Raw genomic sequence first — 23,940 nt, 5'->3', positions numbered from 1 at the left:
GCGCAAGCTATGAATTAATCTTTTGCGATTGTTTTGCCGGCAGTAGCTCCAGAAGTCAAGTCCTGAATCTCAGTGATTTCCATAACTGGAACTGCAGCTGGCTTCTTGGTGCCTTTTTCTTCAGCTACGCGAACCTGCTCCTCGTAAATCGCATCATCCGTGTGAAGCGTAACTGTTCCGCGGAAACGATAACCCTTCTTTTCTGCCAAATTAGCGACTGCTACAACCAGCTGGCTGCCATCTTGCAAATTCTTGTAATGCTGGCCGGCAGTGCGCTCGTGATAAGCCAAGTGATTGTCGTCGAGCACGAACATAGACATCTTCGGTCCCAAATCAAGCTCGCCATCCTTGCTTACTGTTGCAATCCAAGCCAAATTATTCGCAATAAATTCCTTCATATCGGCGTTAAGAGTTGCCATAATATTCCTTTCTTAAAAAGCATCGCGCACTTTCTTCGTACGCAATTTATAAGCCTACATTCTTACCTTACGCTGATTTAGAATCGTATACGAGTGCGTATCGCAAAAAAATACGAAGTTGTGACGTAAATCACCGAACGTAAATCACCGAACGTAAATCACCGATAAAAACAACGTTACGTGACGCTCGCAAAGTGAATATTAATAAAATGGGAATATATAAACCATTCACGCAATAAATAATTATTTTATTAAACCGATTTCGGAAATTTTACGGAGGAACGCCGAAAAGTTGTACTTTTCACTATTTTATGGCTAATCTTTGTATTTTATAATCCAAATTCTCTCAATAAAAGAAAATTTTAAGGAAACAATTTGATACGGTTTAGGAAAGAATAATGAAAGCAAAAGATGAAGCGACTCAAACGTTAGCAGAGCGGTCAGGTATGCCCACTGGAAAAGGTGTTCATGCCGCACAGCTCATGCTCTTAGCGTGCGCAGCTATTTGGGGTGGTAGCTACGTTTCTTCAAAATATGCGCTGAACGTGTTTCCTGTTCAGTGGCTTATGGGTGTGCGCATGGTTGGTGCTTGCACAATTATGGCCGTTATCTTCTTTGGTACGCTTCGTAAGACTTTTACTAAACAATTAATTATTCCTTCCCTTCTTACTGGCGTTACGTATTACGCTACGTTAGTTTTGCAAACTGAAGGATTGAGATCAATTGATCCCGGACGAAGCGCTTTTCTTACAGCTGCCTACTGCGTTATTGCGCCATTTTCAGCTTGGCTTATCGTCAAAAAGAGGCCTACGCTTATTGGTTTGATTGCTGCCGTAACTTGCGTGGCGGGAGTAGGCTTTGTGGCTTTGAAACCGGGAATGTTTGTGCTCGCCCTTTCTTACGGCGACGTGCTAACTTTGATTTGTGCCGCAGTATTTGCGTTTAATCTCACTTTTCTTGCGTACTACTCACGAAAGTACAATCCTGTTACTCTTACTTTCGGGCAATTCGTTGTATCAGGAGTACTATTTATCGCTGGAGCCGCAGTAAGTGAACCTTTACCAAATCTTAAAGCTGACACTCCTGTATCTATTATTGCCAACATGTTCTATCTGACTGTTGTAGTAACCGTTGTGGCGCAAATTATGCAAAACTATAGTTTGGTTAAACTGTCCACTGCGAACGCGTCGGTAATTATGTGCACGGAAAGCTTGTTTACGCTGCTATTTTCAACAGTGCTATACCACGAGCGCGTTTCTGGCTTGGCTTTTATTGGGTTCGGGCTTATTTTCCTTGCTATTGTGATTGCTAGCTTGGGTGAACACTATGAGCATATTGCGTTACGAAAGAAAGCTGAGCGTAAGAATATTCCCGTTGTTGCGTAATTAGTTTGCAGTGTAGGTGAGGGGGTGAGCAGCGCGGGTGACGTAGGTGACGTAGCTCGCGCGGGTGAGTACTGTGCAACTCATTCAATGAGTGATACCATCGTTACAAGGTAATGATTGATATATGCTGCATCAAATTTTGGCATGCTGTTAGCGAATGAGTTAAGGTACACACGTGAAGAATTTCTTCAAAGGCATATCGTTTACGCAAGTATTAGCGGGTTCACTTGCTGCTGTGACTTCTTTTTTGCTTGCTTCAAAAATTGGTATTGCTGGTTCGGTTATTGGTGTTGCTATTGGTTCGATTGTGTCGGCAGTGGCTTCTCAACTGTATCAAAATGTTATTCATGCTTCTTCTCGTAAATTAGCAGAAGCTAATGTTGGTTCGAGCGCTACTGCCAACGCTAAAACCGACGCTACTGTCAACGCTACTGCCAACGTTACTGCTGACGCTACTGCCAACGCGAATGATTTGTCTAATAGTTTGGCTTGTGACGATACTGTAATTTTAAGTAAACCAGCAAACGGTTATGTGACGGATTCTGGTTATAAAAGCGTGGGAGATGATGCTAATATGCAGCCTTCGCAACAGTCTGGTGCGTTAAATTCCGGTAGGACAATTAGTTCGCACGCAAGTGATCCTGAATTAGAAAATACTCGCGTTATGGAACTTTCTGAATTGCGTAAGCAGCGCGAAGAAGATATGGCACTGTCTGATGGGGCTAATGTCCCGCCAATTTCATTATCTCAAGCTGTGAATAATGCGTATGTGGATTCTACAGTTCGAGGCGGCTATGGAAGTAGCGCGTACCGTAACGTTTCGTACCAACGTAATAGTAATCATCGCGTAACTCTTATTGTTGCTGTGGTGAGCGCGCTTATTGCCGTCGTTGTCACCGCGGGAATTGTGTTGTTGCTTACACAAGGCAAGGGAACTGACTATATAAATCAACCAAATCCTCAACCTGCTCAGCCTCAACCTCAAATACAGCAAGAACCTCGGGTTCGGACTGATACTCATGCCGATACGCACAAAAAGACTTCCGAAGGCGACGATTCGACGGAAAACGCGCAATCTGGAGAAGAATCCGATAGCAATAATTTGCACAGTAAAGTTGGTGGGGAAGACTCTTCAATGGATCGTACTGGCCGCGAATCCGGTAGTGATTTACGCAGCGGTTCGTCTTACGGCACCGATAGCAAGAGGCAAAACAATAGCGAACAGGACGGCACTACTGCTGGAGGAAATAACAACAATGGTGCTGGTGGTGATTTGTCGGATTTGCAAACCGGGAGCGGAAATGGAGATGCGTCGACTGGTTCTCGTGGAAACGATACGTCGAGCAACGTTAGCGGAAAAGTTCATTAAAAAGTCGGCGGTAAAGCCAGTTTGAAAACTGGAAATAATGCGAGCGGGGGAACTTATAGATAGTTGCCCGACACGCCGCATTTGGATAGAACGTGAATTTGTTGTATTCTATCAAAGGTTCGTTTGAACGACATAAATAAAGACGGGGCTATGGCGCAGCTGGTAGCGCATCTCCATGGCATGGAGGGGGTCGGGGGTTCGAATCCCCCTAGCTCCACAATTTATCTCGGCAGGTTGTATGACTTGTCGAGATTTTTTTATTCCTTACGATGCGTCTTCGCATTTTTGGACTATAACCCCTATAACACCTATAACCCCTATAACCCTGTTTTGCAGTGTGCGCGCGACATTTTCTGTACAACGCTGTAAAGAAATAATCGCTTTTTGGCGAGATTTCGTTATTTTCTGTACATGACTGTAAAGGGAATGTCGTTTTTTGGCGAGATTTCGTTATTTTCTGTACAACGCTGTAAAGTAACTGTCACTTTCGCGCCACGCCGCTGTACTTTGCGTTTGTCTGCAAGTCGTACTAATAATAAACACCATCGACCAGAGGTCGCGCTCAACAAGAGTAACAAGCATGAGCTGGGAAGCGTTGATTGCTTGTAAAAGGGGAGAGCGCCGAAGTTTGCTATCTGATTCCCAAAGTTAGCGAGCTGGGACTTGGTTTAATAAGCCAAAGACTGTCGCAGCGAGTCGGCATTCGCTGCGGAGTGCTATCGACACGCATGCTTCATGCTTGTTTTTGCCTCTGATTGTGATAAAAAGGAGGAAAAATGAGTGATTCATCATTGTCATCTACTGCTACACAAACTTCTGAGCAGAACGATGTTCATCGCGGATTAAAAACCCGCCATATTTCTATGATTGCCTTAGGTGGCAGTATTGGTACCGGATTATTCGTTGCAAGTGGTGCCACAATTCACATGGCTGGTCCTGGCGGCGCATTGCTTGCCTACGCAGCAATCGGTATCATGGTGTACTTCCTGATGACGTCCCTTGGCGAAATGGCAACGTTTATGCCTATTAGTGGCTCGTTTGCATCGTATTCCGGACGTTTTATTGATCCTGCTTTAGGTTTTGCAATGGGCTGGAACTACTGGTTTAATTGGGCTATTACGGTTGCGGTAGACGTGAGTACCGCCGCAATTGTTTTGCAATACTGGTTCCCGAAAGTACCAATATGGATTTTCTCGCTTTCTGTTCTTATGCTTATTTTGCTTATTAACGTTCTGACAGTTAAGTGCTTTGGTGAAACAGAATATTGGCTTTCTATAGTGAAAGTCGCAGCGGTTATTGTATTCCTTGTTATTGGTTCGCTTACGATTGTTGGAATTATTGGCGGTAAAGCGCCATTCTTGCAAAACTTCACTCATAAAGACGCTCCGTTTGCTGGAGGCGTTCCTGCAGTTCTGTGCGCGTTTGCTATTGCAGGCTTCTCGTTCCAAGGAACTGAGCTTATTGGTATTACCGCTGGTGAGTCTGCAACTCCAGAAAAGAGTATTCCAAAGGCTGTAAAGCAAGTGTTCTGGCGTATTCTTCTTTTCTACATTCTTGCAATTTTCGTTATCGCATGCATTATTCCTTACACCAGCCCAAATCTTCTTGGATCTGAAGCAAGTGATATTGCTATTAGCCCATTCACGCTCGTGTTCCAGCGTGCAGGTCTTGCAGCTGCTGCAGCTATTATGAATGCTGTTATTTTGACTTCTGTTATTTCTGCAGCAAATTCCGGCATGTATGCTTCCACTAGAATGCTTTATGCGCTCGCAAAAGACGGTAATGCTCCAAAGCTGTTTGGTAAGGTTAGCTTGCGCGGTATTCCAGTTCCAGCTTTGGTTGCCACGTTTGTAGTTGCTTTGTTTACTTTCTTCATGAGTATTTTTGGTTCGCAAATATACATGTTCCTTGTTGCTGCAAGTGGTTTAACAGGCTTTATTGCTTGGGCTGGTATTGCGGCGGCGCATTATCGTTTCCGTAAAGCATACTTGGCTCAGGGTCATTCCTTGGATGAGCTGGTGTATCGTGCAAAGTGGTATCCGTTCGGACCGATTGTTGCATTCCTTTTGTGCGTTTTGGTTATTGTTGGTCAGGATTTGCATTCGTTTGCAACTCTTAATTGGCAAGCTATTGGTATTACGTACATGTCTGTGCCACTGTTCTTGATTTTGTACGTTGGTTACAAGATTAAGTACCATACTAAGGTTATTCCTCTTGAGGAAGTTGATTTGCATAGTTTCCGTGAGGATCATGCGAAAGTTGAGTAGTTAGCCGGTCGTACGGCAGTAGCGTGTATGGCATCTTGTGATGAGGTGTCATACACGCTTTTTATTTATTTATTTATTTATTTATATATATATAGGGGTTTGCATATTGCGTTATAGTACGCGTAAGCGTTGTTTTCTCAGTTGGTTAGTTGAGAATTAATGGTGTTGGGGCTGTGTCTTATAGCCCAGAATTTCATAAGCTCAGCTGTACACACATTTTGGGAAATAACCCGGGGAATAACCCAAAATTTCCAACCCTTATATCAAAAAAGCTCCCAGCTACAATGGCCAGGAGCTTTTATTGATATGTAATTGTATGTATGTGAACAAATAACCGACAGAAGCTACAAATTACTTATTAGTTTTCCCTACTGGGGGATTGTCGACTATAATGTCTGGCCTCTCTTTCTTCGCATCCTTGTCGGTTGATGGAGCGGGTTGCGCTGGAGGCGTAGCAGGTTTCTGTGGGTTTTGTCCCTGACCGCCTGGCGTGCTTGGTTGCTGTGGGTTTTGTCCCTGACCACCTGGCTTGCTTGGTTGCTGTGGGGCCTGTCCCTGGTTATTCTGCTTGTTTGGCTCTTTATCGTTTGGCTTCGTTGGATTCTTAGAATCCTTGTCGTCTTTAGAGTTTTTATCTTCTTTTATAGGTTTGAGGTTAGAATCAAGCTTTGTATTTGGAGGGGTTTGGCCTTCATTACTGTTCTTTTGATTTTCCTTATTCTTTTCCTCTTTTTTGTCACCTGTCTTCGCAGGTGCAGGTGCAGGTGCAGGCGCAGGTGGAGTATTGCTGCGTACGCGGGCAACAGCATTGGCTCTGCGAATGACCGTACCAGTTACTTTCTGAATTTCCTTCTTTTCTTCTTCCTTCTTTTCGCCTTGCTTGTCGGAATCTGCCGCGTTAGCCTTCTTAATATTTTCCTCAGCAGCATCAAGTATTTTGATAGCCATGGAGCGTACCTTCGTGGCTTTAGCGATATACCATTGAGATGCAGCCACTGCTTGGGCGCCCTGATTGCCGAGCTCATCTGGAGAAGTAGCGGTGCATGCCACTACTGCAGGAGTTTTTTCATGAATTATACGATCAAGCTCATCGCTGATTTTAGTATTGTCTAAGGAAAGATTAACAACTATCTCATTGTTGATTAAAGTTTTCCATGTTTTGCTGGCTCGCATAACTTGTGCAACTTTAAGTTCACACTGTTTACGTGCAGCTCTAGTGCGTTCTGTGTACTTTACGTACCAAAATGCTCCAGCTGCGGTAAGTATCAAAGCTAGAACTACTATACTCGCTATGAGAATAGTAGATTTCCGCTTGTCGCCTTTATTGGCTTTTGCAGAGATATGTTGAATCATATGCTTCCTCTGTTTGTCGATGACTGCTCACATGTGTATCGGTGATACAACAATCCGCTTCTATAGTACGCCAAAGCGATTATGTTAGCTACGTTCCTGTCGTCAATGTGTAAGGTTTATGTGGAACTGAAGTGAGGTGATGCTTTGACTGCATAACAAAAAAGCCACTGACGAATCAGTGGCTTTTATGGCTCCTGCGGCTGGGCTTGAACCAGCGACCATTCGATTAACAGTCGAACGCTCTGCCAACTGAGCTACGCAGGAATATCTGCTGTGTTTGGCTGAGTGCCGCGCACAAGACATTTATATTACACGGAATTTTCTAAGATGCAAATATGGCGTGTTGTGGCGTGTCGCAATTAATGGTAGAGACAGAGATTTGAGATTTTTCGCACTTTTTGTGAAACTCTAAACTAAGTAGTTGCACCCATCCGCAGCCTAGTTACGCAACTTTATTTGCACTTAGCAAACCACGCACCCCACCGCAGCTTAGTTGTGCGACTTTAGTTGCACTTAGTAAACCACGCACTTTCTCGTAACAAAGCTAACGAGTCTATGAGTTTTGTGTTAATGATTATTAACTCAGAGTCTAAAGAAATTTCGAGCAGAGTGCTAAAAGAGGACTGAGGAAGCAACGTTACATAGAGAACGAAGCAGACATAAAAGCCTTTAACAACCAGAGCGACGAAGGACGGGACGCACGATGCTGAAATTTCTTTAGACTCATCAAAGCAACAACCTAAAACATCAGCCAAAACTCATAGACGATACTCAAGAATATCGAAAACAAATCGCGAGGAGAGAAATCCCCTAAAACTCGCGCCACAGCAAACAAAATGTAAAACAAACTATAAATGTTTTATCCACAATTGCGTAAAATACTATGCTTTTTGCAAACGAATTGTAAGACTTATTAAAAGCTCATGTATAAAGCAAAATAAGAACTAAAAAGCAAGTCGCATAAAAAAGGGGGATATATGCGTAGTTTTTACAGTAAACATTTTCGTATTAAAGCAGTACTTAAGAAATTATTGCGTGAAGATTTAAAAAAACGAAAAAATTACGAGCTTTTTTGTAGTTTGCTTGCCGGCTTAAGTATTTTTGTGGTACTTACTTTTTTAGTAACGGCATTATCTTTGCAATCGTATATTTTGCAGAACAATAATCAGCTTAAATATTACGTTTCAAAATCTACCGGATCATGCTGCCATAACTGCGCTCTTGCTAAAAGCTCATATAGTGCAGAAACATGCCGTTCTGCCATGAAATGGCCGGTAAAGCCTGCTCGCATAGTTAAGGCCTTTAACCCTCCTCCTAAGCCTTGGCTGGCGGGGCATCGAGGTGTTGATTTGGCTGCTTCTCCAGGAACACCACTATTTGCTCCAGCGGACGGAGTTATAAGTTTTGCAGGCCATGTTGCCGGAAAATCAGTAGTAAGTATTCGTCACGGTGAACTTACCTCAACATTTGAGCCTGCAGTTACGAAATTTACTGTTGGTGTGGCAGTAAAACAAGGACAACAATTTGGCCACGTTGAGGGAGGTTCGGATCATTGTGGCAAACGTTGTGTGCAATGGGGATTAAAACGTAAGAATCGCACTTACGAAAATCCTGCCGGTATGACTGCTCGACGAAAAATAGTGCTGAAACCAATCGATTCATAACGTGAGGAAACGTATGCAGCGTATTATTGAGCGTTTTGTAGAATATTGAACAAAGTTACGCTTAATCTTGTAGATATTTGCATAGTCTGATTGTGCGAGTCGCGTATAGTAAAGTGTGTACAACAATGAGGCGTCAGAGGAGTTAGTATGCAGCAGTATTCTCGTCCACTCGATGAGACGCTCGATATAGACGATAGTGTTTTTTCTCTGTTAGAGGAGCGCGCCTCGCGTAGCCCTCATGATTCTCTTATTGAATATGTTGATACTGCTGGTACTTGGCAATCCTACACGGCTGAAGAGTTTCGTGACATGGTTATTGCCGTCGCTAAAGGAATGATTGCGAAAGGAATTATGCCGGGAGATGCTGTATCTATTATTGCGCACACGTCGTGGCAGTGGACTGTGCTCGATATGGCAATTATGGCAATTGGCGCTATGACAGTGCCTATTTATGAAACAAGCTCTCCTTTGCAAATACAGCATATAATTTCAGATTCCAACGTACGCTCAATCTTCGTTGAATCTCCTGAAATGCTGCCTAAAGTGGAGGCTGCACAAGAATACTGCCCTACGCTTACGGACGTGTACGTAATAAGCCGTGGTGCTATAGCTGCGTGCGTTGAATATGGTAAGTCGGTTACGGATGCAGAATTTTATGAGCGCGCGCACGCAGTCCAAGGTTCAGATGTGGCGACTATTGTTTATACGTCCGGTTCAACAGGTGAGCCGAAAGGTATTGAACTGACACATAGCAATTTTGTTTTTATCGCAAAATCTGGTGTTATCTCAATGCCAGACATTGCTTATAAAAATCAGCCGCGCCTGCTGCTATTTTTGCCATTGGCACACGTGTTCGCAAGATTCATGCAATTCTTCTGCTTTACAGGCAATATCACTCTTGGTCTCACCAGTAATCTGAAAACTGTGCTCACTGATTTCCAAACGTTCAAACCAACCTTTATTCTAGGCGTACCAAGAATTTTCGAAAAAATCTACAACGCTGCTTCACAAAAAGCCGGTAGGGGTGTGAAAGGAATTATTTTCGCTTATGCTGCGCAAGTTGCTCGCGATTGGTCCTATGCGCAACAATCAGGAGCGATGGTTTCGCCAATGCTTGCAATAAGCCACGAATTATGTAAAAAACTAGTGTATAAGCCTTTGTTGCAAGTGTTTGGAGGCTCTGTTAAATACGCGATTTCTGGCGGAGCGCCACTTGACTTATCTATTGCGCACTTCTTCAATGGAATTGGCTTGCCGCTTTTAGAAGGCTACGGTATGACAGAAACTTGCGCGCCTTCAATGGTGAATCCAACGGTGGGATATCGTATCGGAACGGTTGGTTTGCCAGTTAAAGGTGTGTCAGTTGCGATCGCTGACGACGGCGAATTGTGTATTAAAAGTCCAGCCGTGTGCAAAGGCTACCACAATAATCCTGAACTTACGCGTCAGCAAATCGTCAACGGATGGTTGCATACGGGAGATTTTGGTTCGCTTGATTCTGACGGGTTTGTGCGTATTACCGGCAGGAAAAAAGATCTTATTATTACCGCCGGTGGCAAGAATCTTTCCCCAAGCACGCTAGAAGCTTCGCTTATGACATCTCCTATTATCGCGCAATGCGTGGTGATTGGTGACAGGAAGCCGTTCGTAGCTGCAATTATTGCTTTAGATTTGGCAGAAGTTAATACGTGGTTGGCTGCGCGCGGTGCACGCCCTGTATCCTCGCTTAAGGAAGCTGCACACAATGGTATCGTACGCGCGGAAGTTGAGCGTGCTGTTACCAAAGCTAATACGCTGGTTTCCAGGGCAGAATCTATTCGCAAATTCGAGATTGTGCCTCAAGCGTTTACTCAAGCTAATGGGCTTGTTACGCCTAGCTTAAAAGCGCGTCGTAAAGCGGTTATTGAGCGTTATAACGATTTGATTGAGCAAGTGATTTACGCTCCTCGCAAACGCTAATTTTGCTCATAAAATAACGCCAGCCAATTGCAGAGCATACGGTTGCGCGCCTTGGTTGCAGCGTCTCCGGTTTCGCGTGGCGCGTGTTATTACAATCCTGCGTCGGCGAGTGAAATATAGCCTGGGTCTATTAAGCGGGCTTTCAAGTTTGTGGCACTTACTGCCAGCAACTGCTCGTAAATAGTAGGAACGTTTACTCCATTGCCAAGATTCGTCGGCGTTGTAGCAATGCTTCTCGAAAGTTTTCCAGTTGTGTTTAATGAGTCGCAAGTAGCTACGATATCCTGAGAAATTTTTGCCTGGTTCTCAATAGTAGTCATCCATTGCTTACCATTGACAATATTTGGCATGATATTCTTATAAGCGCCATAACCGGTTATTGCCGGCCATTGCTTTAGTTGCGAATCGTCCTTTTTGGCTGCTTCAGTGTCGGCTTGTTCTTGATTTTCTTTGTGATTCGGCGAGTTTTTAGGAGCTGGAACCGGTCGTTTAGTGAGGTTCCTTTTACCAATAAAGTTTCCGATAACGTCTGGTAGAGTAAATGAAGGGTTGATATCTGCCGCGCTTCCTTCATAACCGAGGTCGCTTAACGTTTTTGCTGTTTGCAACGCAATTTGATCGTCCATGGCGATAATTCCGTCAACGTGTCGCAGCGAAGGAGTGAATTGGTGATCGTTAGCGGTAATACGATTAGTAAGTTCTTTTTTGACTGCTTCTGGATCATCGGCGTCAAAAGCTACGTTCATCCAATCGTTTTCTGTGCTGTTTGTATGCAAAGTGCCAGAAGAACTTAGGAGTGTGCCGGAAGCAAAGTACGGTCGTAACACTTTCCAAATACCGCTGAATGCTTCTTTTGCAAACTCGTCGTCTAATCCAAGCGGGTTATCTTCGTTCGTACTCTCAGTATGATTGCCGTTCGATTCAGTGTTTTTATTCGTTTGCGTGCTCGCATGTGCATTAATATTTTTCTGATTGTGGCATGGTAGCAGCACTTCAATATAGCGCGGGTTATCTTGAGTTGCACGATCAAGAGCGAGCTTTTGTACTAGGGTTGCGGCTTGAGTTTCGCCAATACTTTTTGCATCAGATAAGTGGAACAGTACGTCTGGCTGGAATCCTGGCACAGTCCTGGCAATCATTATTACGTGTACTCCGGCTTTTTTGGCGAGTTGCAGTGAGGTAGCTAACCGTTTTTCTGCGCGAAGAGCATTTTTTGCAGATTGGTCGCCAGCGCTGTTTGCTTCGTTGCTAAATGAGTCCATTCGTTTATGATTTTCTTGATCTTGCGTCTGCTTATCTTCGGCTTGGTCGGCAGATTTTTGAGCAAGGTCTTTGTGCGATTGTTTATCATTCTGTTGAGGATGAGTATCGTCACCTTGCTTATCTTGTGACGTAACGTTTGGCGACGGTGTTTGCTCAAGTGCTGCGGGCAGTGTTGCGTAATCTCCGTAGTTATTATTTCCGTTTTTATTTGACCACGGTGCAATAACAAGAGTATTTTTACTGAGCTGTTTTCTCAGTTTTGTGTTCGCATCGTCAGAATGTTTGGTTGCTTTACGATTCTTGCCTGCATGCTGCAGTGGGGTGAGCAAATTTACCACGTAATCTTGCACGTCTTGACTTTGTTCGGCGAGGCTTGAGGATGTTTTAGTAACGATAGCAGTATCGTTAAATCCTTTATTTTTTAAGCCTTTTACTAGTTCAGGAACAAGCCTATCCCAAGTGCTTAGCGGTTTGTGTCTCGTTAATGCCAAGCCGTCAGAGGGAGTAAAAATAACAACATTGCCATGATTTTTTTGTGGCAGTTTCGTTGGTGTAGTAGTGGTTTGCGCTGGTGTCCCGCATGAACTTACCGCTAGTATCATTGTGGCTAATGCGGCGAGTAGGGCGAGTGGACGATGCCAGGTGCGTTTGCGCAAACAAATCATAGTAATGTTGGCCTTCCGTAACTGCTGTAGTTGCGCTAATAGTTAAACTAACTATTGCGTGTATAAGTAAGGTAACTGATATTGTCTTGTACGATTTTATCGTCTGTTACGAATTATTGTTGGTAAAAATTGTGAAAATTTACTGCGTACTTGCGTAACGTTTAATTCAGTAATCTTCTGCACATATCTCGATATTCGCTTACGTAACCTCCGCCGAAGAATACGCAGTGACCGGCAATAGGGTAGAGCTGCCACAGTGTCATGCGCTGTTCAAAACCTGCCTTCAGTGGGTGTACGGACTGATATCCGTCTAATATTTGCTTAAAGTAGCTTATTCCAAACAAGTGAAGCATTGCTAAATCTTCTTCGCGGTGGCCGCCGTGAGCTGCTGGATCAATAAGTACCGCTTCGACATGTTCGTTATCTTCGCTTTTAGTCCAAAGCACGTTGCCGCTCCACAAGTCTCCGTGAACACGAGCAGGCTTATCGTTCGCAGCGCGTCCAAGCAAATCAGGAAGTGCGTCAATAACTTCGTTTGTAAGATCCAAATCGCTTTTACTAAGCTCCCTGCGAGCAATTCCAAGCTCAATCATGGGGCGCAATCTGCCGTCTGCGAGGTAATCAGTGACGCTACTCCAAGCGCCAGTTGGCATTTCAACTGGATCGCTCAAAGGTCCAAAATAGCAGGTGCCATCGTAGTCGGCTGGAGCTTCGCCGAAATATGTTGCTCCATAATCGTGCATGTGTGCGAGAGAAGCCCCAAATTCGAACGCGGCAATTGGAGTTGGAGCGGTTGTGTCAATGCGCTCAATATTGAGATAATCCTTACCCCAGTCAAATACTTTCGCAACTTTAGGGCCGCCATACTGGTGAGCTTCTTGCAACCATTGCAAACCCTTGCCCTCACATTCAAAGAAGCGTTCAGGTGCGTATGATCTACTTTTCTTGTACACATTATTGTTCATAGCAACCTTCTTAATATTGCGTGCGTGAACGCGGGGGCTTATATTGCAGAGCGCAACCGTTCACGCACAAAACGGAGTTATTTCAAACCCACCATTTTACCGAAAACTGAGCACAAACAGTAACGTTGTGTTTATTTTTTAAGTTTATTGTTGCGCTTAGCTTTTAAGAGCTGGGCAGAAAGTTTTGGCAAATTGATAGCCAAACAGTAGGCCCGCTAGTAGCAGTGCGGCACCTAAACCGGTGTAGAATACGGCAATAAATTGTTCTGGAACGATATTACTGGCGCGAAGCGTTATGCCGCCAGTAATCATAACCGCCATAATCACAAACGATTTTACGTCGAAAAACTTGAGGAAAAACTGCTTATCGTCTTCGTAAGCTTTAATTCGAGCCGTATGTTTCGTAACCAGCTTGCCAAAAATAAGGAACTGGAATAGTAAGAAAACAAGTAACGATAACGCGCAATTGAGGGGAGAAATATAATCAGCGTAAGCCAGCAATCCTAAACGCAAAATATTACTTCCTGCTACTGTCCAAACTAAACAAGCAAGTAATAACAACGTATTTTTTGATACTTTCACTATATACTCCTCTATTAATTATGTAACTAATTGTGTAACTAATTTCGTAACATCTACTTATGTCGTGTATCAACAATTGTAGTGGTCCGTTCGTTAAGAAATGCGCGTTCTACGAATTTTGTACATTCGTCAGTAAAATTTTCGCAAAAAGCATATTTTTCTCCACAAAACTTGTAAAAAGTGTTGCGTAATGACGGTGCCGGACGCTATAGTCCTAGGGTATGAACGACAACGATCAACAGTATGCAACAGCTGACAATAATGCTTCTGCAACCGAGCCAGCTTTTCGTTACAACGCGCAGCTCGCACAAGATATCGAGCAGCGCTGGCAACAGACCTGGGACGAACAAGGCACGTTCTGGGCTGCAAATGTTAAGGGTGATTTGAAGGATGGCGAAGGCAATCTTGCGGAAGGTCGTCCTTCTTTCTTTGCAATGGACATGTTCCCATACCCATCCGGCAAAGGCTTGCACGTTGGGCATCCTCTTGGATATTTAGCAACGGACGTGGTAAGCCGTTACCACCGCATGAAAGGCGAAAACGTTCTTCACGCCATGGGTTACGACGCTTTTGGACTTCCTGCAGAACAGTACGCTGTGCAAACGGGCCAGCACCCTCGCATCACTACTGAAGCAAATATTGCAAATATGCGCAGGCAGCTGCACCGCATGGGCTTGAGCTTCGATGATCGTAGGTCTTTTGCAACAATCGACACGAATTATGTGCGTTGGACGCAGTGGATTTTCTCAAAGCTGTATGACGCTTGGTACAACCCTGATTTTGTGCGCAAAGACGGCGGTAAAGGTTCCGCTCGTCCGATTGCTGAGCTTGTTGATGAATTTAAGAGCGGCAAGCGCGAAATTCCTGGTTTTGCCGGCAAAAAGTGGGAAGAACTCAACAAAGTAGAGCAAGCAGACGTTCTCAACGACTTCCGTATTGCTTATATTTCTAAATCTCCTGTGAACTGGTGCCCAGGCTTGGGAACCGTGCTCGCAAATGAGGAAGTTACTGCAGAAGGTAAGTCTGAACGCGGAAACTTCCCAGTATTCCAGCGCAACCTTCGCCAATGGTCCATGCGAATCACCGCTTACGGCCATCGTTTAGTTGAAGATTTGAACACTATTGATTGGCCTGAAAAAGTTAAGCTTATGCAGCGCAACTGGATTGGCGAATCTCACGGCGCTTCCGTACATTTTGAAGTTCCATGCGCAGATGGCGAAACGCGCGATTTGGAAGTGTACACGACTCGTCCAGACACGCTTTTTGGCACCACTTTTGCAGTTGTTTCCGTAGATCACCCGATTCTTGAGCATGTGCCAGAAGCGTGGGGTGCGGACGTTCCAGAAAGTTGGAAGGGCGGCTACGCAAGTCTTAAGGAAGGCTTGGCTGAGTATCAAGCTCAAGCTCGCGCGAAGACCGCTAAAGATCGTACAGAAGATGCGGGCGCAAAAACCGGCCTGTTTACCGGTCTTTACGCAATTAATCCTGTAACTGGAGCAAAACTTCCGCTCTTTACTGCAGACTACGTGCTTATGGACTACGGTACGGGCGCAATCATGGCAGTTCCAGGCGGCGACCAGCGCGACTACGATTTCGCAAAAGCCTTCGGTTTGCCTGTAATCTATACCGTTGAACCACTTGCTGAGTCTGGCGAAAAGTTGGCAGACTACGAAGGTAACGCTCCGTTTGTTTCACACGACGGAATTGTTATCAACTCTGCTGTCGAACATACGCATAAGCTCGGTGACGCTTTGTCTATTAACGGTTTGCGCGTGGACGAAGCAATTAAAAAGGTGACGACTTGGCTTGAGGCTGCAGGTGTTGGAAAAGGCAGGGTTTCCTACCGACTTCGCGACTGGCTATTCTCTAGGCAGCGCTACTGGGGTGAACCATTCCCAATCGTTTACGACGAGGACGGAGTTGCTCACTTAGTTCCAGATTCTGAGCTACCAATTGCATTGCCGGACGTTCCAGACTATCAGCCAAAAACATACGCACCAGACGACGCAAATTCCGAACCGGAAGCGCCTCTAAGTCGAAACGAGGACTGGGTAAAAGTTCAGCTCGACCTCGGTGAGGGTGTAAAAACCTACTATCGCGACACCAACACCATGCCAAACTGGGCTGGTTCATGCTGGTACTACATGCGCTACCTGGATCCAAACGACGCTGAGCACATGGTAGACACCGACGAATACGACTACTGGATGGGCACAAACCGTCCAGGCAAAGAGCACGTTTCTGGCGGCGTTGACCTGTACGTTGGTGGCGTAGAGCACGCAGTTTTGCACTTGCTTTACTCGCGCTTCTGGCATAAAGCTTTGTACGACTTGGGTTACGTGGATTCTGCTGAGCCGTTCCACCGCCTGTTCAACCAGGGCATGATTCAGGCTTACGCCTACACGGATGAGCGCGGACAGTACGTGCCAGCCGACGAGGTTGAAGAAGGCGCTTCAAACGGCGCTGGCGAGCCAACATTTACGTGGCATGGCGAGACTGTGAACCGCGAGTTCGGCAAAATGGGTAAGAGCTTAAAGAATATTGTGACCCCAGACTACATGTACGAAAACTACGGTGCAGACACCTTCCGCCTGTACGAAATGAGCATGGGTCCACTTTCTGAATCCCGCCCGTGGAACACGCGTAACGTTGTCGGCGGCATGCGTTTCCTGCAGCGCTTGTGGCGCAATGTAGTTAACGAAGAAACCGGCGCTTGCGTAGTAACAGATGACGCGCTCGACGAGAAGACGCTTAAGCTTCTTAACAACACGATTGCGGAAGTGACTGTGGAAATGGAAGCAATGCGACCAAACACTGCAATCGCTAAGCTGATTGTGCTGAACAACCACTTGACTTCGCTGCCTCACGTTCCGCGCGCAGCCGTGGAGCCGCTCGTGCTTATGCTCTCTCCAATCGCGCCGCATATTTGCGAAGAAATGTGGAGCAAGCTTGGACACACTAAGTCGATTGCTCACGCAGCTTGGCCGGTTGCAGATTCTCGCTACGTTGGTGCGGATACGGTTACGGCCGTCGTGCAAATCAAGGGCAAGGTTCGCGCCAAGCTTGAAGTCGACCCGGATATTGAGGCTTCAGAGCTTGAAAAGCTCGCCTTGGAAGCTGTAGCCGATCGCTTGGGCGGCAAAGCTCCGCTTAAGGTGATTGTAAAAGCGCCTAAGATTGTGTCGATTGTGCCTGACGAGAGGTAAAATTCGGCTTAATTAGTGCTGTGCGCGCGAAAGCAGGTCGTCGCGCACAGCATTTTTTTTCGTTATTCTTGAGTTTCGTCTATGAGTTTCGCGGAATCCTCCTTGATGTGGCGTGAGTTTTGGGGGATTTCTCTCCTCGCACGTCCCGTCCTTCGCTCCGCACTCATGTGAAATATTTTTATTGTAGTAAAACCTTGTTTATGTTGTGTTGCGTTCGCTCAGTCCTCTTTTAGTGCTCGTAGAGAAATCCCCCTAAACTCTGCGTGCTAATCGTTAATAACCTCGCTTAATCGCCGAGATTTTTCGATTTTTCTTCTTCGCTTGGCGAATCAGCAGCCTGCGGCTCTGACGTTCGCCGCGCTCAGTGCGAAAAATCTCAAATCTCACCACACGAATATCCACGTGAATGAATGACGCGCAATTAAGCTTCTGTGAGTGTGGGAGGATTTGGTTTGGTGTGGTGTGTGCAGCAGCAGGAATGCTAGTGGATTCTAGGCAATAAGTACTCAACGTTCGCAAAGCACAACTGCAAAGCTACAGGAACATTCTCCGGAGATTGTTCCGATGGTTTCTTTACATAGCTGTAAAGGAATTGTCGTTTTTGGACCGGATTTCGATTTTTTCTTTACGTTACTGTAAAGGAATAATCACTTTTCGGTTTAATTTCGATTTTTTCTTTACAACGCTGTAAAGTCACTGTCGTTTTTTGGCGTGATTTCGTTAGTTTCTTTACAACGCTGTAAAGGAAAAATCGTTTTTGATTTTATGGAACATTTGCCGGAAAAACTCCGGGGTGTGTGCGGCAGCAAGGGGGCTGCAGCTTTTAACCACAATGTGTGATTTTTGTTGCGAATAGGTAGAAGTTCATTAATAGTGGGAGTAATAGTTTGTAAATTTGGGGAATTATTTGAATTTGGGGGATGGTATGGAATATTGCAATCCGAAACATGGTGCTGGTTGTGCTGGTGGTGCTCATGCCGCTCTTCCTTCTCGTAGAGCTGTTTCGTCACTATCTGAGCTAGCTCAAGGTAAGTTTAATGACGATGCTGCAGAGGATGGTGTTACTTCGTTGAGTGCGGCGTTGCGAAGTAGCAAGATGGTGCCGCGCGTGCATATGCGTCCGATTCATGTGCTAGCTGTTATGCTGATTTTGGTTACGGCCTTGTGTGCGAGTTTAACCATGCTCATTTCGCAGTCGCTTACGTATCAAAAAGTGCAAAATGAACAAGCGTCAGTTTGGCCGACTGATGTGCATAACACGGCAGCGGGCCAGCACGGTGCTGAAACGTCGAATAGCAATGGACGTTCTGCGAAACATAAGCAAAAAAGTGGGCACAAGAATAGTCGTGAGAGCGATGCAGAAAGTGCTGCAGAAACTGCTGCAGAAAGTGGCGTGGAAAATACTACGATACAGCCGGTAAATGATGACGGCGTATATGACGATACCGTTTCGCAACAAAACTCCAATTCAGCTCCCGTAACTTCAACTCGTACAACTAAATCCTCACGTACGCAACGCAAATCGCAAGCTGCAGCAGCACCATCCGCAAAGGCGACAGCAAGTCAACGTACTCGCGCGCGAACCAGCAGCGGTAACAGCGGCAATAATGGCAACAGTGATCCTATCAATCTCAACACGGCAACTGCCAATCAAATAGAAACGATAAAAGGAATAGGCCCTAAAACTGCTGCAAGAATTATTAAACAACGTAACGCAATGGGACGTTTTACCAGATTAGAAGACTTGTTGCGAATTAAAGGTATAGGCCCAAAAACGTTGAGAAGATTAAGCGGAATCGTGGAAATAAGGTAAGTGTATGCGTAACGTAGTGCAACGTATTTCTGGAAGCCACGATATGCGCATGGTTCCAGTGGCTGCCGGAATGTGGGCTGGGTGCTTGGTTGGAAAATGGTGTTGGAAAGATCACACTCTGAACGCATTGATCATAGCAATGGCATGCGGTGTAATAACTTGCGTTATTGTGAAGCAACGTATGAAAATAAGTAAATGTTTCCAATGTTTCCAATATTTTCAACGTTTCTTGTACGGCAATAGCGCAAGTATTCGTATACGTATACACAATTATTCTCAGCGCATATTTCGTATCACAAATACCGCAAGATATTGGCTGGTGAACTGGCGTAAAACGATGTCGCTAGCAACATACGTGTGTATTGCCGCAATAATGCTCACTTACACAACTCAGTGCGTACTCGCCAACGATATTGTTATGCAATCAATACAAACAAGTGGCGTTCCCAACGCTCAACGCTACCATCGTACTGGTGACGATAACGACATAGGCGCGTCTGAAAACGAAGCTGAATTTAGTATAATAACGCCACTTCGTACGTCAAAAAGTATGAGTGGAGATTGTCAAGCTACTGTTCAAGTGCGAAAGTTTGCTCACTTCGCAAGCTACGCTCGGGCTAAACTGTATGCTTACTCGCCTTTATGTAATCGACTTGCCTATGGTGCTACCGTGCGCGTGCCGGTACGTGTGGGAACCTCCCGTTTTAACAGTGACGTTCCGGAATTTCGCATAGCAAAATCTCAAGCAACCATACGCATAACGGAACAGCCTGACATATTCCACCGAACTATGAGCGCATTGTGGCAATCTTTTTACGAAGTGACAAACAAACTCGACATGCAGGGGAGAATGTTGGTTCCGGGGGTGACGGTTGGCATGCTGGGGCAAGAGTATGTACCAATAGAAAGCGAGCCAAAGCAAGCAGCGTACAGTACGCAGGCTGAACTTATTGACGAAACGTACGCAACAATGACTCGTCGTCATTTTCAGCATGCGGGGATTATGCACGTTATGGCAGTGTCAGGCGGTCATTTTTTGTTGCTCGCCGTAATTATTCGCCGCTGTTGCGCTTACTTTCTTACGCCTCGCTGGTTTACGGCCTTCGTGCAGATTGTGTTGCAAATAATGCTGGCTTGTATAGTGTTTCCGTCGGCGTCAGTATTGCGAGCGCTTATTATGGGGGTGATAAGCGCGGTGGCGTTTTGCTTCAAAAGACCTTACCAGTCTGTGAGCGCACTGAGCTGGACCATTATATTAGTCTTGTTTATGTCGCCTTCGTACGCTTGGGATTATGCGTTTGCTCTTTCTTGTGCGGCAACGTTTGGAATTGTTACTATGGGGGTGCCGTTGTCGCGTGTGCTCGACCGGTATATGCCGTCGTGGATTGCTGCTGCGCTGAGTATGACGCTTACCGCACAATATTGGACGCTTCCGGTACAGATTCTTATTCAACCAGAAGTGTCATGTATGTCTGTGCTGGCAAATGTTGTGGTTGCGCCGCTTATGGATTGGGCAACGTTATGTGGATTAATTTCGTTGGTTTGTGCGAGTTGTAATGCTGGGTTGTCTTTTGTGTTTGCTCAACTTGCTTCGCTGGGTACTGACTTTATGCAGCAGTGTGCGTATTGGTGCGACGATACTGCTATTGGGGTTGTTCCATGGGCGAGTGGAGTGGGTGGTGCGTGGCTGATGGTGGCTGTGGAAGTGGCGATATTGCTGGTTGGCTTAGGCGTGCGGCGTATGCTTTCTCAGCGTTATGTTGTTAATCGCATGATTATATTGGGACAACTACTTGGATCGTCTGGAAAGCGCATAATAAGTGACGCTACTGAAGTTTTTGAAAACTAAATTGGTGTACCTAACGCATATTCGCTCGCAATATTATGATGGTTAAGAGTTTGGTTGGTGTAAGGAGCATGATGACAGCTAGTAAGCAGCGTCTGGAAAGCGCGGTGCCGGTTACGCTGGTAGTTGGTGGGGACGCGTATTTAAATGAGCTTAACGCTCGTAGTGCGCGTGAAGCAATACAAAAAAATGTTCCAGATGTTGAGCTTGTTGAACTTGATGCGGCGAATGCGGATAAGTATGCGTTTGATGAGGCGGTTGGACCGTCACTTTTTGGTGGCGGCACTATTGTTGCGATAAACGATTTGCAAAATGCGGATGAATCTTTAGTAGATGCGATTGAAAAATTCTGCCAGCAGACTCAAAATAACGAAAATAATTTTGACGAATCTTCTTTAAGTTGGGTTATTGCGCGGCATGAAGGTGGTCTTAAAGGTAAGGCTATTATTTCGCGTTTAAGTAAGGCTGGTGCGAAAACTATATATGTGCCTGATCTTAAAAAAGACGATGCGAAACTCAATTTTGTTATGAGCATATTTGACCGTCATAAGCGCAGTATTGAGCCGCAGGCTGCGCAGCGACTGGTGGCAGTGTTGGGTTCGCAAACTGGCGAACTTGCTGCCTTGTGTTCGCAACTGTGCTTTGATTACGACGATAATCCTATGACGCTTGATATTGTTGACCGTTATTTGCTTGCAGATCCGCAAGTTACCGGATTTTTTGTGGCAGATAAGGCTGTTGCTGGACATGCGGGTCAAGCGGTGCTTGCTGCGCGTACTGCAATTTCCCAGGGCACGGATCCTATAGCTTTAATTGGCGCGTGTGCTTCAAAAATACGCGCTCTTGCCATGGCAATGGCGGTGCGTAACGGCACAATTTCGCAGGCGGAGGCGAAAATGAATCCGTGGGTGCTTAAAATTGCGATGCGCCAGATTGCGGGTTGGAATAGTGCGGGTATTGCTCAATGTTTGCAACGTTTAGCGTGGGCTGATGAGCAGTGTAAAGGCGGTTCAAGTGACGCGGACTATGCGCTAGAGCAGTGTATTATGCTGATAGCGTCTCGAGGAAATTAGAAAAATTTAGAAATTAAGAAAATTAGAAAGAACGTGATGTAAACGATGGAATCGAATCAAGAACTGCAAAAAATATGCCAAGTTCCTACTGAAGCCGACATGCGCAAACTTGGCGAGTCGGTGGCAAAAATTGTGCGCGAAGGTGACGTTTTGCTACTTTCTGGTCCTCTTGGTGCTGGTAAAACAACGTTTGCTCAAGGATTTGGCGAGGGGCTGAAAATTAGCGAGCCAATCGTGTCTCCTACGTTTACTATTGCGCGCGAACTTCACGGTACTTTTGCTGACGGCAAGCCAGCAACGCTTATTCACGTCGACGCGTATCGTCTAGGAGGCGAAGCGTTTGCTCCTGGGCAAGATGTTGTGTCGCGTTTGCTTGATGAGCTTGAATCGCTGGGGCTTGATGAAGCTTTAGAGGAACCTGGCGATGGCACGGTTGTGCTTATGGAGTGGGGAGAGCAGATGGCTGGAGTGCTGGCAAGTGAACGATTAGAAGTTCATATTGCCAGGCCAATTCAATCAAATCAAACGGAAACGTCTTCTCAATCAAATCAAACGGAAGTTTTGACGAGTGATGGCGAGCGTATAGTGACGTTGCTTCCAATTGGTCATGATTGGCAGAAGCGCGTGGCGTCGTTGTAACGAGCTTTTGCAGGTTGTGGTGAAAGAGTAAGCTGGTTGGGTACGTTACGTCGAGGAATAAACATGAGTAATACGCTAGTTATTGACACATCATATGGTTCTACGGTTGGTATTGTTGGTTTGGAGCCGATTGTTGAAACGGACTCTCGCACGCATGTCGAACGTTTGCAAGTCAATATTGCGAAAGTTGTGGAAAACGCGGGGCTTCAGCCGCAAAATATTGATCGCGTAGTTGTGGGAGTAGGACCTGCTCCTTTTACCGGTCTTCGTGCGGGATTAGTTGCAGCAAAAGCGATTGCGTTCGCAAATAATGCGGAAATTTTTGGTTGTGACAGTTTACTTCCTCAAAGTTTGATGATGCGCTCTGGTGCGTTTACGCAAGCGCTAAAAAATGGCGGTATTTCAACGGATTTACTATTAAATCTTCCAAATTCGGACGATACTAACGATTCTCGCACACGTCATTATGTGCTTTCGTTAAACGACGCTCGCCGTCGCCAAGTGTATTTTGCTTTGTATGACGACGAAGGAAAAGCGGTAGTAAGCATGGATATTGACTACCCTGCTAACGTAACTGCGCGCGTGAATGAGTATATGGCAGGCGTAGTCGGCAAGGATTATTGCGTGGATGTGCTCGGTCACGGAGCTAAAAAATATGTTGAAGATTGGCGAAATATTGCGCAAATTGGTTTGATTGCTGACGTTTCGGCGCTTGATTTAGGACTTTGCGGTTTGCAAATTTTTGATCAGTGCGCTTTAGAGGAATCGCGAAATAATGAGCGAGTTGCGTCGGCTGATCCGTTGTATTTGCGTCGCCCTGACGTTTCCGTGCCAAATCCGCTTAAGCATGTGCTCGGTTCTGGTGCCGCAAATAAAGCCAAGGAAAAATAGAACGTTTTTAACGATTTGAGTAATTATGATTGTTGATATAACGCGTTCTCAATTTCCTGCAGTAGCCGAGAGTTGTAGTAGAGTGCCTAAGTGCGATTTTACGTGCGATGATTTAGCGCAAAAAATAGCGCCTGTTGAAGCCGATTTATTTGGCAAAGGCTCATGGAATGAGCGTATGATTTCGCAAGAGTTACAGGCTCCCATGCGCGCATATTACGCCGATATTGACAACAATACGAATACGCTACGCGGGTATGCTGGCTACTGGTTTGACGGTGACGATGCGCAAATTATGACAATCGGCGTCGCAAAACAATACCAAAGAAAAGGCATAGCGTCTGAACTTTTGCTCACAATGGTAAAAACCGCAAAACAAATTGGCGCTAAGCGCATGCTGCTAGAAGTGCGCGTTGACAATATTCCTGCGCTCGCATTGTATGAGCGGTTTGGTTTTGCGCGCATGGGTTTGCGCAAACGATACTATCAGCCGGAAGGTGTGGACGCGTACACAATGTGTGCTGATTTAAGTGAAATTAACCTGTTTGAATCAACTAAAGAAAGTAATGCAACCAAGGAATAGT

General features: G+C 45.5%; 17 protein-coding genes, 2 tRNA genes and 1 riboswitch. Of the genes, 13 read left to right on the top strand and 6 right to left on the bottom strand.

Going from position 1 to position 23,940, the window contains the following annotated elements:
* Nucleotides 1-14 precede the first annotated feature (14 nt).
* Nucleotides 15-419, bottom strand: coding sequence for a pyridoxamine 5'-phosphate oxidase family protein (locus HXT56_RS03560; protein WP_421777732.1), 405 nt, complete (start codon nt 417-419; stop codon nt 15-17).
* Nucleotides 420-865: 446 nt separating this feature from the next.
* Here HXT56_RS03560 and HXT56_RS03555 point away from each other — a divergent pair, with 446 nt between their 5' ends.
* The 4 genes from HXT56_RS03555 to HXT56_RS03540 all read left to right on the top strand — a co-directional run bounded on the left by HXT56_RS03555 (nt 866) and on the right by HXT56_RS03540 (nt 5,440).
* The gene (locus tag HXT56_RS03555; RefSeq protein WP_421778479.1) at nt 866-1,804 is read left to right on the top strand and encodes a DMT family transporter; all 939 of its coding nucleotides are present in this window, start codon (nt 866-868) and stop codon (nt 1,802-1,804) included.
* Nucleotides 1,805-1,979: 175 nt separating this feature from the next.
* Nucleotides 1,980-3,173, top strand: coding sequence for a hypothetical protein (locus HXT56_RS03550; protein ID WP_421777731.1), 1,194 nt, complete (start codon nt 1,980-1,982; stop codon nt 3,171-3,173).
* A gap of 144 nt (nt 3,174-3,317) precedes the next feature.
* Nucleotides 3,318-3,390: transfer RNA gene (locus HXT56_RS03545), tRNA-Ala, on the top strand.
* A gap of 324 nt (nt 3,391-3,714) precedes the next feature.
* Nucleotides 3,715-3,900: riboswitch (Lysine riboswitch) on the top strand.
* 49 nt (nt 3,901-3,949) lie between these two features.
* Nucleotides 3,950-5,440 carry an amino acid permease gene (locus HXT56_RS03540; protein WP_421777730.1) on the top strand — a complete coding sequence of 497 codons (1,491 nt, stop codon included), beginning with the start codon at nt 3,950-3,952 and terminating at the stop codon, nt 5,438-5,440.
* Between the two features lie 351 nt (nt 5,441-5,791).
* On the opposite strand, the gene HXT56_RS03535 is transcribed toward HXT56_RS03540, so the two are convergent.
* Together HXT56_RS03535 and HXT56_RS03530 are read right to left on the bottom strand one after the other, a co-directional pair.
* Nucleotides 5,792-6,793, bottom strand: a complete 1,002-nt coding sequence (locus HXT56_RS03535; RefSeq protein ID WP_421777729.1) for an ATPase — start codon at nt 6,791-6,793, stop codon at nt 5,792-5,794.
* Between the two features lie 188 nt (nt 6,794-6,981).
* Nucleotides 6,982-7,057 (bottom strand) — tRNA-Asn (locus tag HXT56_RS03530).
* 713 nt (nt 7,058-7,770) lie between these two features.
* Between HXT56_RS03530 and HXT56_RS03525 the strand changes: the two genes are divergently transcribed.
* Together HXT56_RS03525 and HXT56_RS03520 are read left to right on the top strand one after the other, a co-directional pair.
* On the top strand, nt 7,771-8,457 hold the full coding sequence (locus HXT56_RS03525; protein ID WP_421777728.1) for a M23 family metallopeptidase: 687 nt from the start codon (nt 7,771-7,773) through the stop codon (nt 8,455-8,457).
* A 147-nt stretch (nt 8,458-8,604) separates the two neighbouring features.
* Nucleotides 8,605-10,416 carry an AMP-dependent synthetase/ligase gene (locus HXT56_RS03520; RefSeq protein ID WP_250309536.1) on the top strand — a complete coding sequence of 604 codons (1,812 nt, stop codon included), beginning with the start codon at nt 8,605-8,607 and terminating at the stop codon, nt 10,414-10,416.
* 89 nt (nt 10,417-10,505) lie between these two features.
* On the opposite strand, the gene HXT56_RS03515 is transcribed toward HXT56_RS03520, so the two are convergent.
* The 3 genes from HXT56_RS03515 to HXT56_RS03505 all read right to left on the bottom strand — a co-directional run bounded on the left by HXT56_RS03515 (nt 10,506) and on the right by HXT56_RS03505 (nt 13,891).
* A complete protein-coding gene (locus HXT56_RS03515; protein ID WP_421777727.1) occupies nt 10,506-12,344 on the bottom strand; it encodes a hypothetical protein in 1,839 nt (612 codons plus the stop codon).
* Between the two features lie 161 nt (nt 12,345-12,505).
* On the bottom strand, nt 12,506-13,309 hold the full coding sequence (locus HXT56_RS03510; protein WP_116711873.1) for a fructosamine kinase family protein: 804 nt from the start codon (nt 13,307-13,309) through the stop codon (nt 12,506-12,508).
* Between the two features lie 156 nt (nt 13,310-13,465).
* Nucleotides 13,466-13,891, bottom strand: coding sequence for a hypothetical protein (locus HXT56_RS03505; RefSeq protein WP_421777726.1), 426 nt, complete (start codon nt 13,889-13,891; stop codon nt 13,466-13,468).
* A 221-nt stretch (nt 13,892-14,112) separates the two neighbouring features.
* Between HXT56_RS03505 and leuS the strand changes: the two genes are divergently transcribed.
* The 7 genes from leuS to rimI all read left to right on the top strand — a co-directional run bounded on the left by leuS (nt 14,113) and on the right by rimI (nt 23,939).
* Nucleotides 14,113-17,097 (top strand): leucine--tRNA ligase, encoded by a 2,985-nt coding sequence (gene leuS, locus HXT56_RS03500; RefSeq protein ID WP_421777725.1) that lies wholly within the window; start codon nt 14,113-14,115, stop codon nt 17,095-17,097.
* Nucleotides 17,098-18,022: 925 nt separating this feature from the next.
* Nucleotides 18,023-18,910: a ComEA family DNA-binding protein gene (locus tag HXT56_RS03495; protein WP_421777724.1), complete on the top strand. Its 888-nt coding sequence runs from the start codon at nt 18,023-18,025 to the stop codon at nt 18,908-18,910.
* A gap of 4 nt (nt 18,911-18,914) precedes the next feature.
* Entirely contained in the window at nt 18,915-20,759 is a 1,845-nt protein-coding gene (locus HXT56_RS03490; protein WP_421777723.1) for a ComEC/Rec2 family competence protein, read from the top strand.
* A gap of 71 nt (nt 20,760-20,830) precedes the next feature.
* A complete protein-coding gene (holA, locus tag HXT56_RS03485) occupies nt 20,831-21,829 on the top strand; it encodes a DNA polymerase III subunit delta (protein ID WP_421778478.1) in 999 nt (332 codons plus the stop codon).
* A gap of 45 nt (nt 21,830-21,874) precedes the next feature.
* Complete coding sequence (gene tsaE, locus HXT56_RS03480) at nt 21,875-22,468, top strand: tRNA (adenosine(37)-N6)-threonylcarbamoyltransferase complex ATPase subunit type 1 TsaE (RefSeq protein WP_116711867.1); 594 nt, start codon at nt 21,875-21,877, stop codon at nt 22,466-22,468.
* Nucleotides 22,469-22,531: 63 nt separating this feature from the next.
* Nucleotides 22,532-23,359 carry a tRNA (adenosine(37)-N6)-threonylcarbamoyltransferase complex dimerization subunit type 1 TsaB gene (gene tsaB, locus HXT56_RS03475; protein WP_421778467.1) on the top strand — a complete coding sequence of 276 codons (828 nt, stop codon included), beginning with the start codon at nt 22,532-22,534 and terminating at the stop codon, nt 23,357-23,359.
* A 25-nt stretch (nt 23,360-23,384) separates the two neighbouring features.
* A complete protein-coding gene (gene rimI, locus HXT56_RS03470; protein WP_421778466.1) occupies nt 23,385-23,939 on the top strand; it encodes a ribosomal protein S18-alanine N-acetyltransferase in 555 nt (184 codons plus the stop codon).
* The last annotated feature ends 1 nt before the right edge of the window (nt 23,940 follow it).

The organism is Gardnerella nova, assembly GCF_049244055.1.
Classification (GTDB): Bacteria; Actinomycetota; Actinomycetes; order Actinomycetales; family Bifidobacteriaceae; genus Bifidobacterium; species Bifidobacterium vaginale_H.
This window is presented reverse-complemented; position numbering and strand designations above follow the sequence as displayed.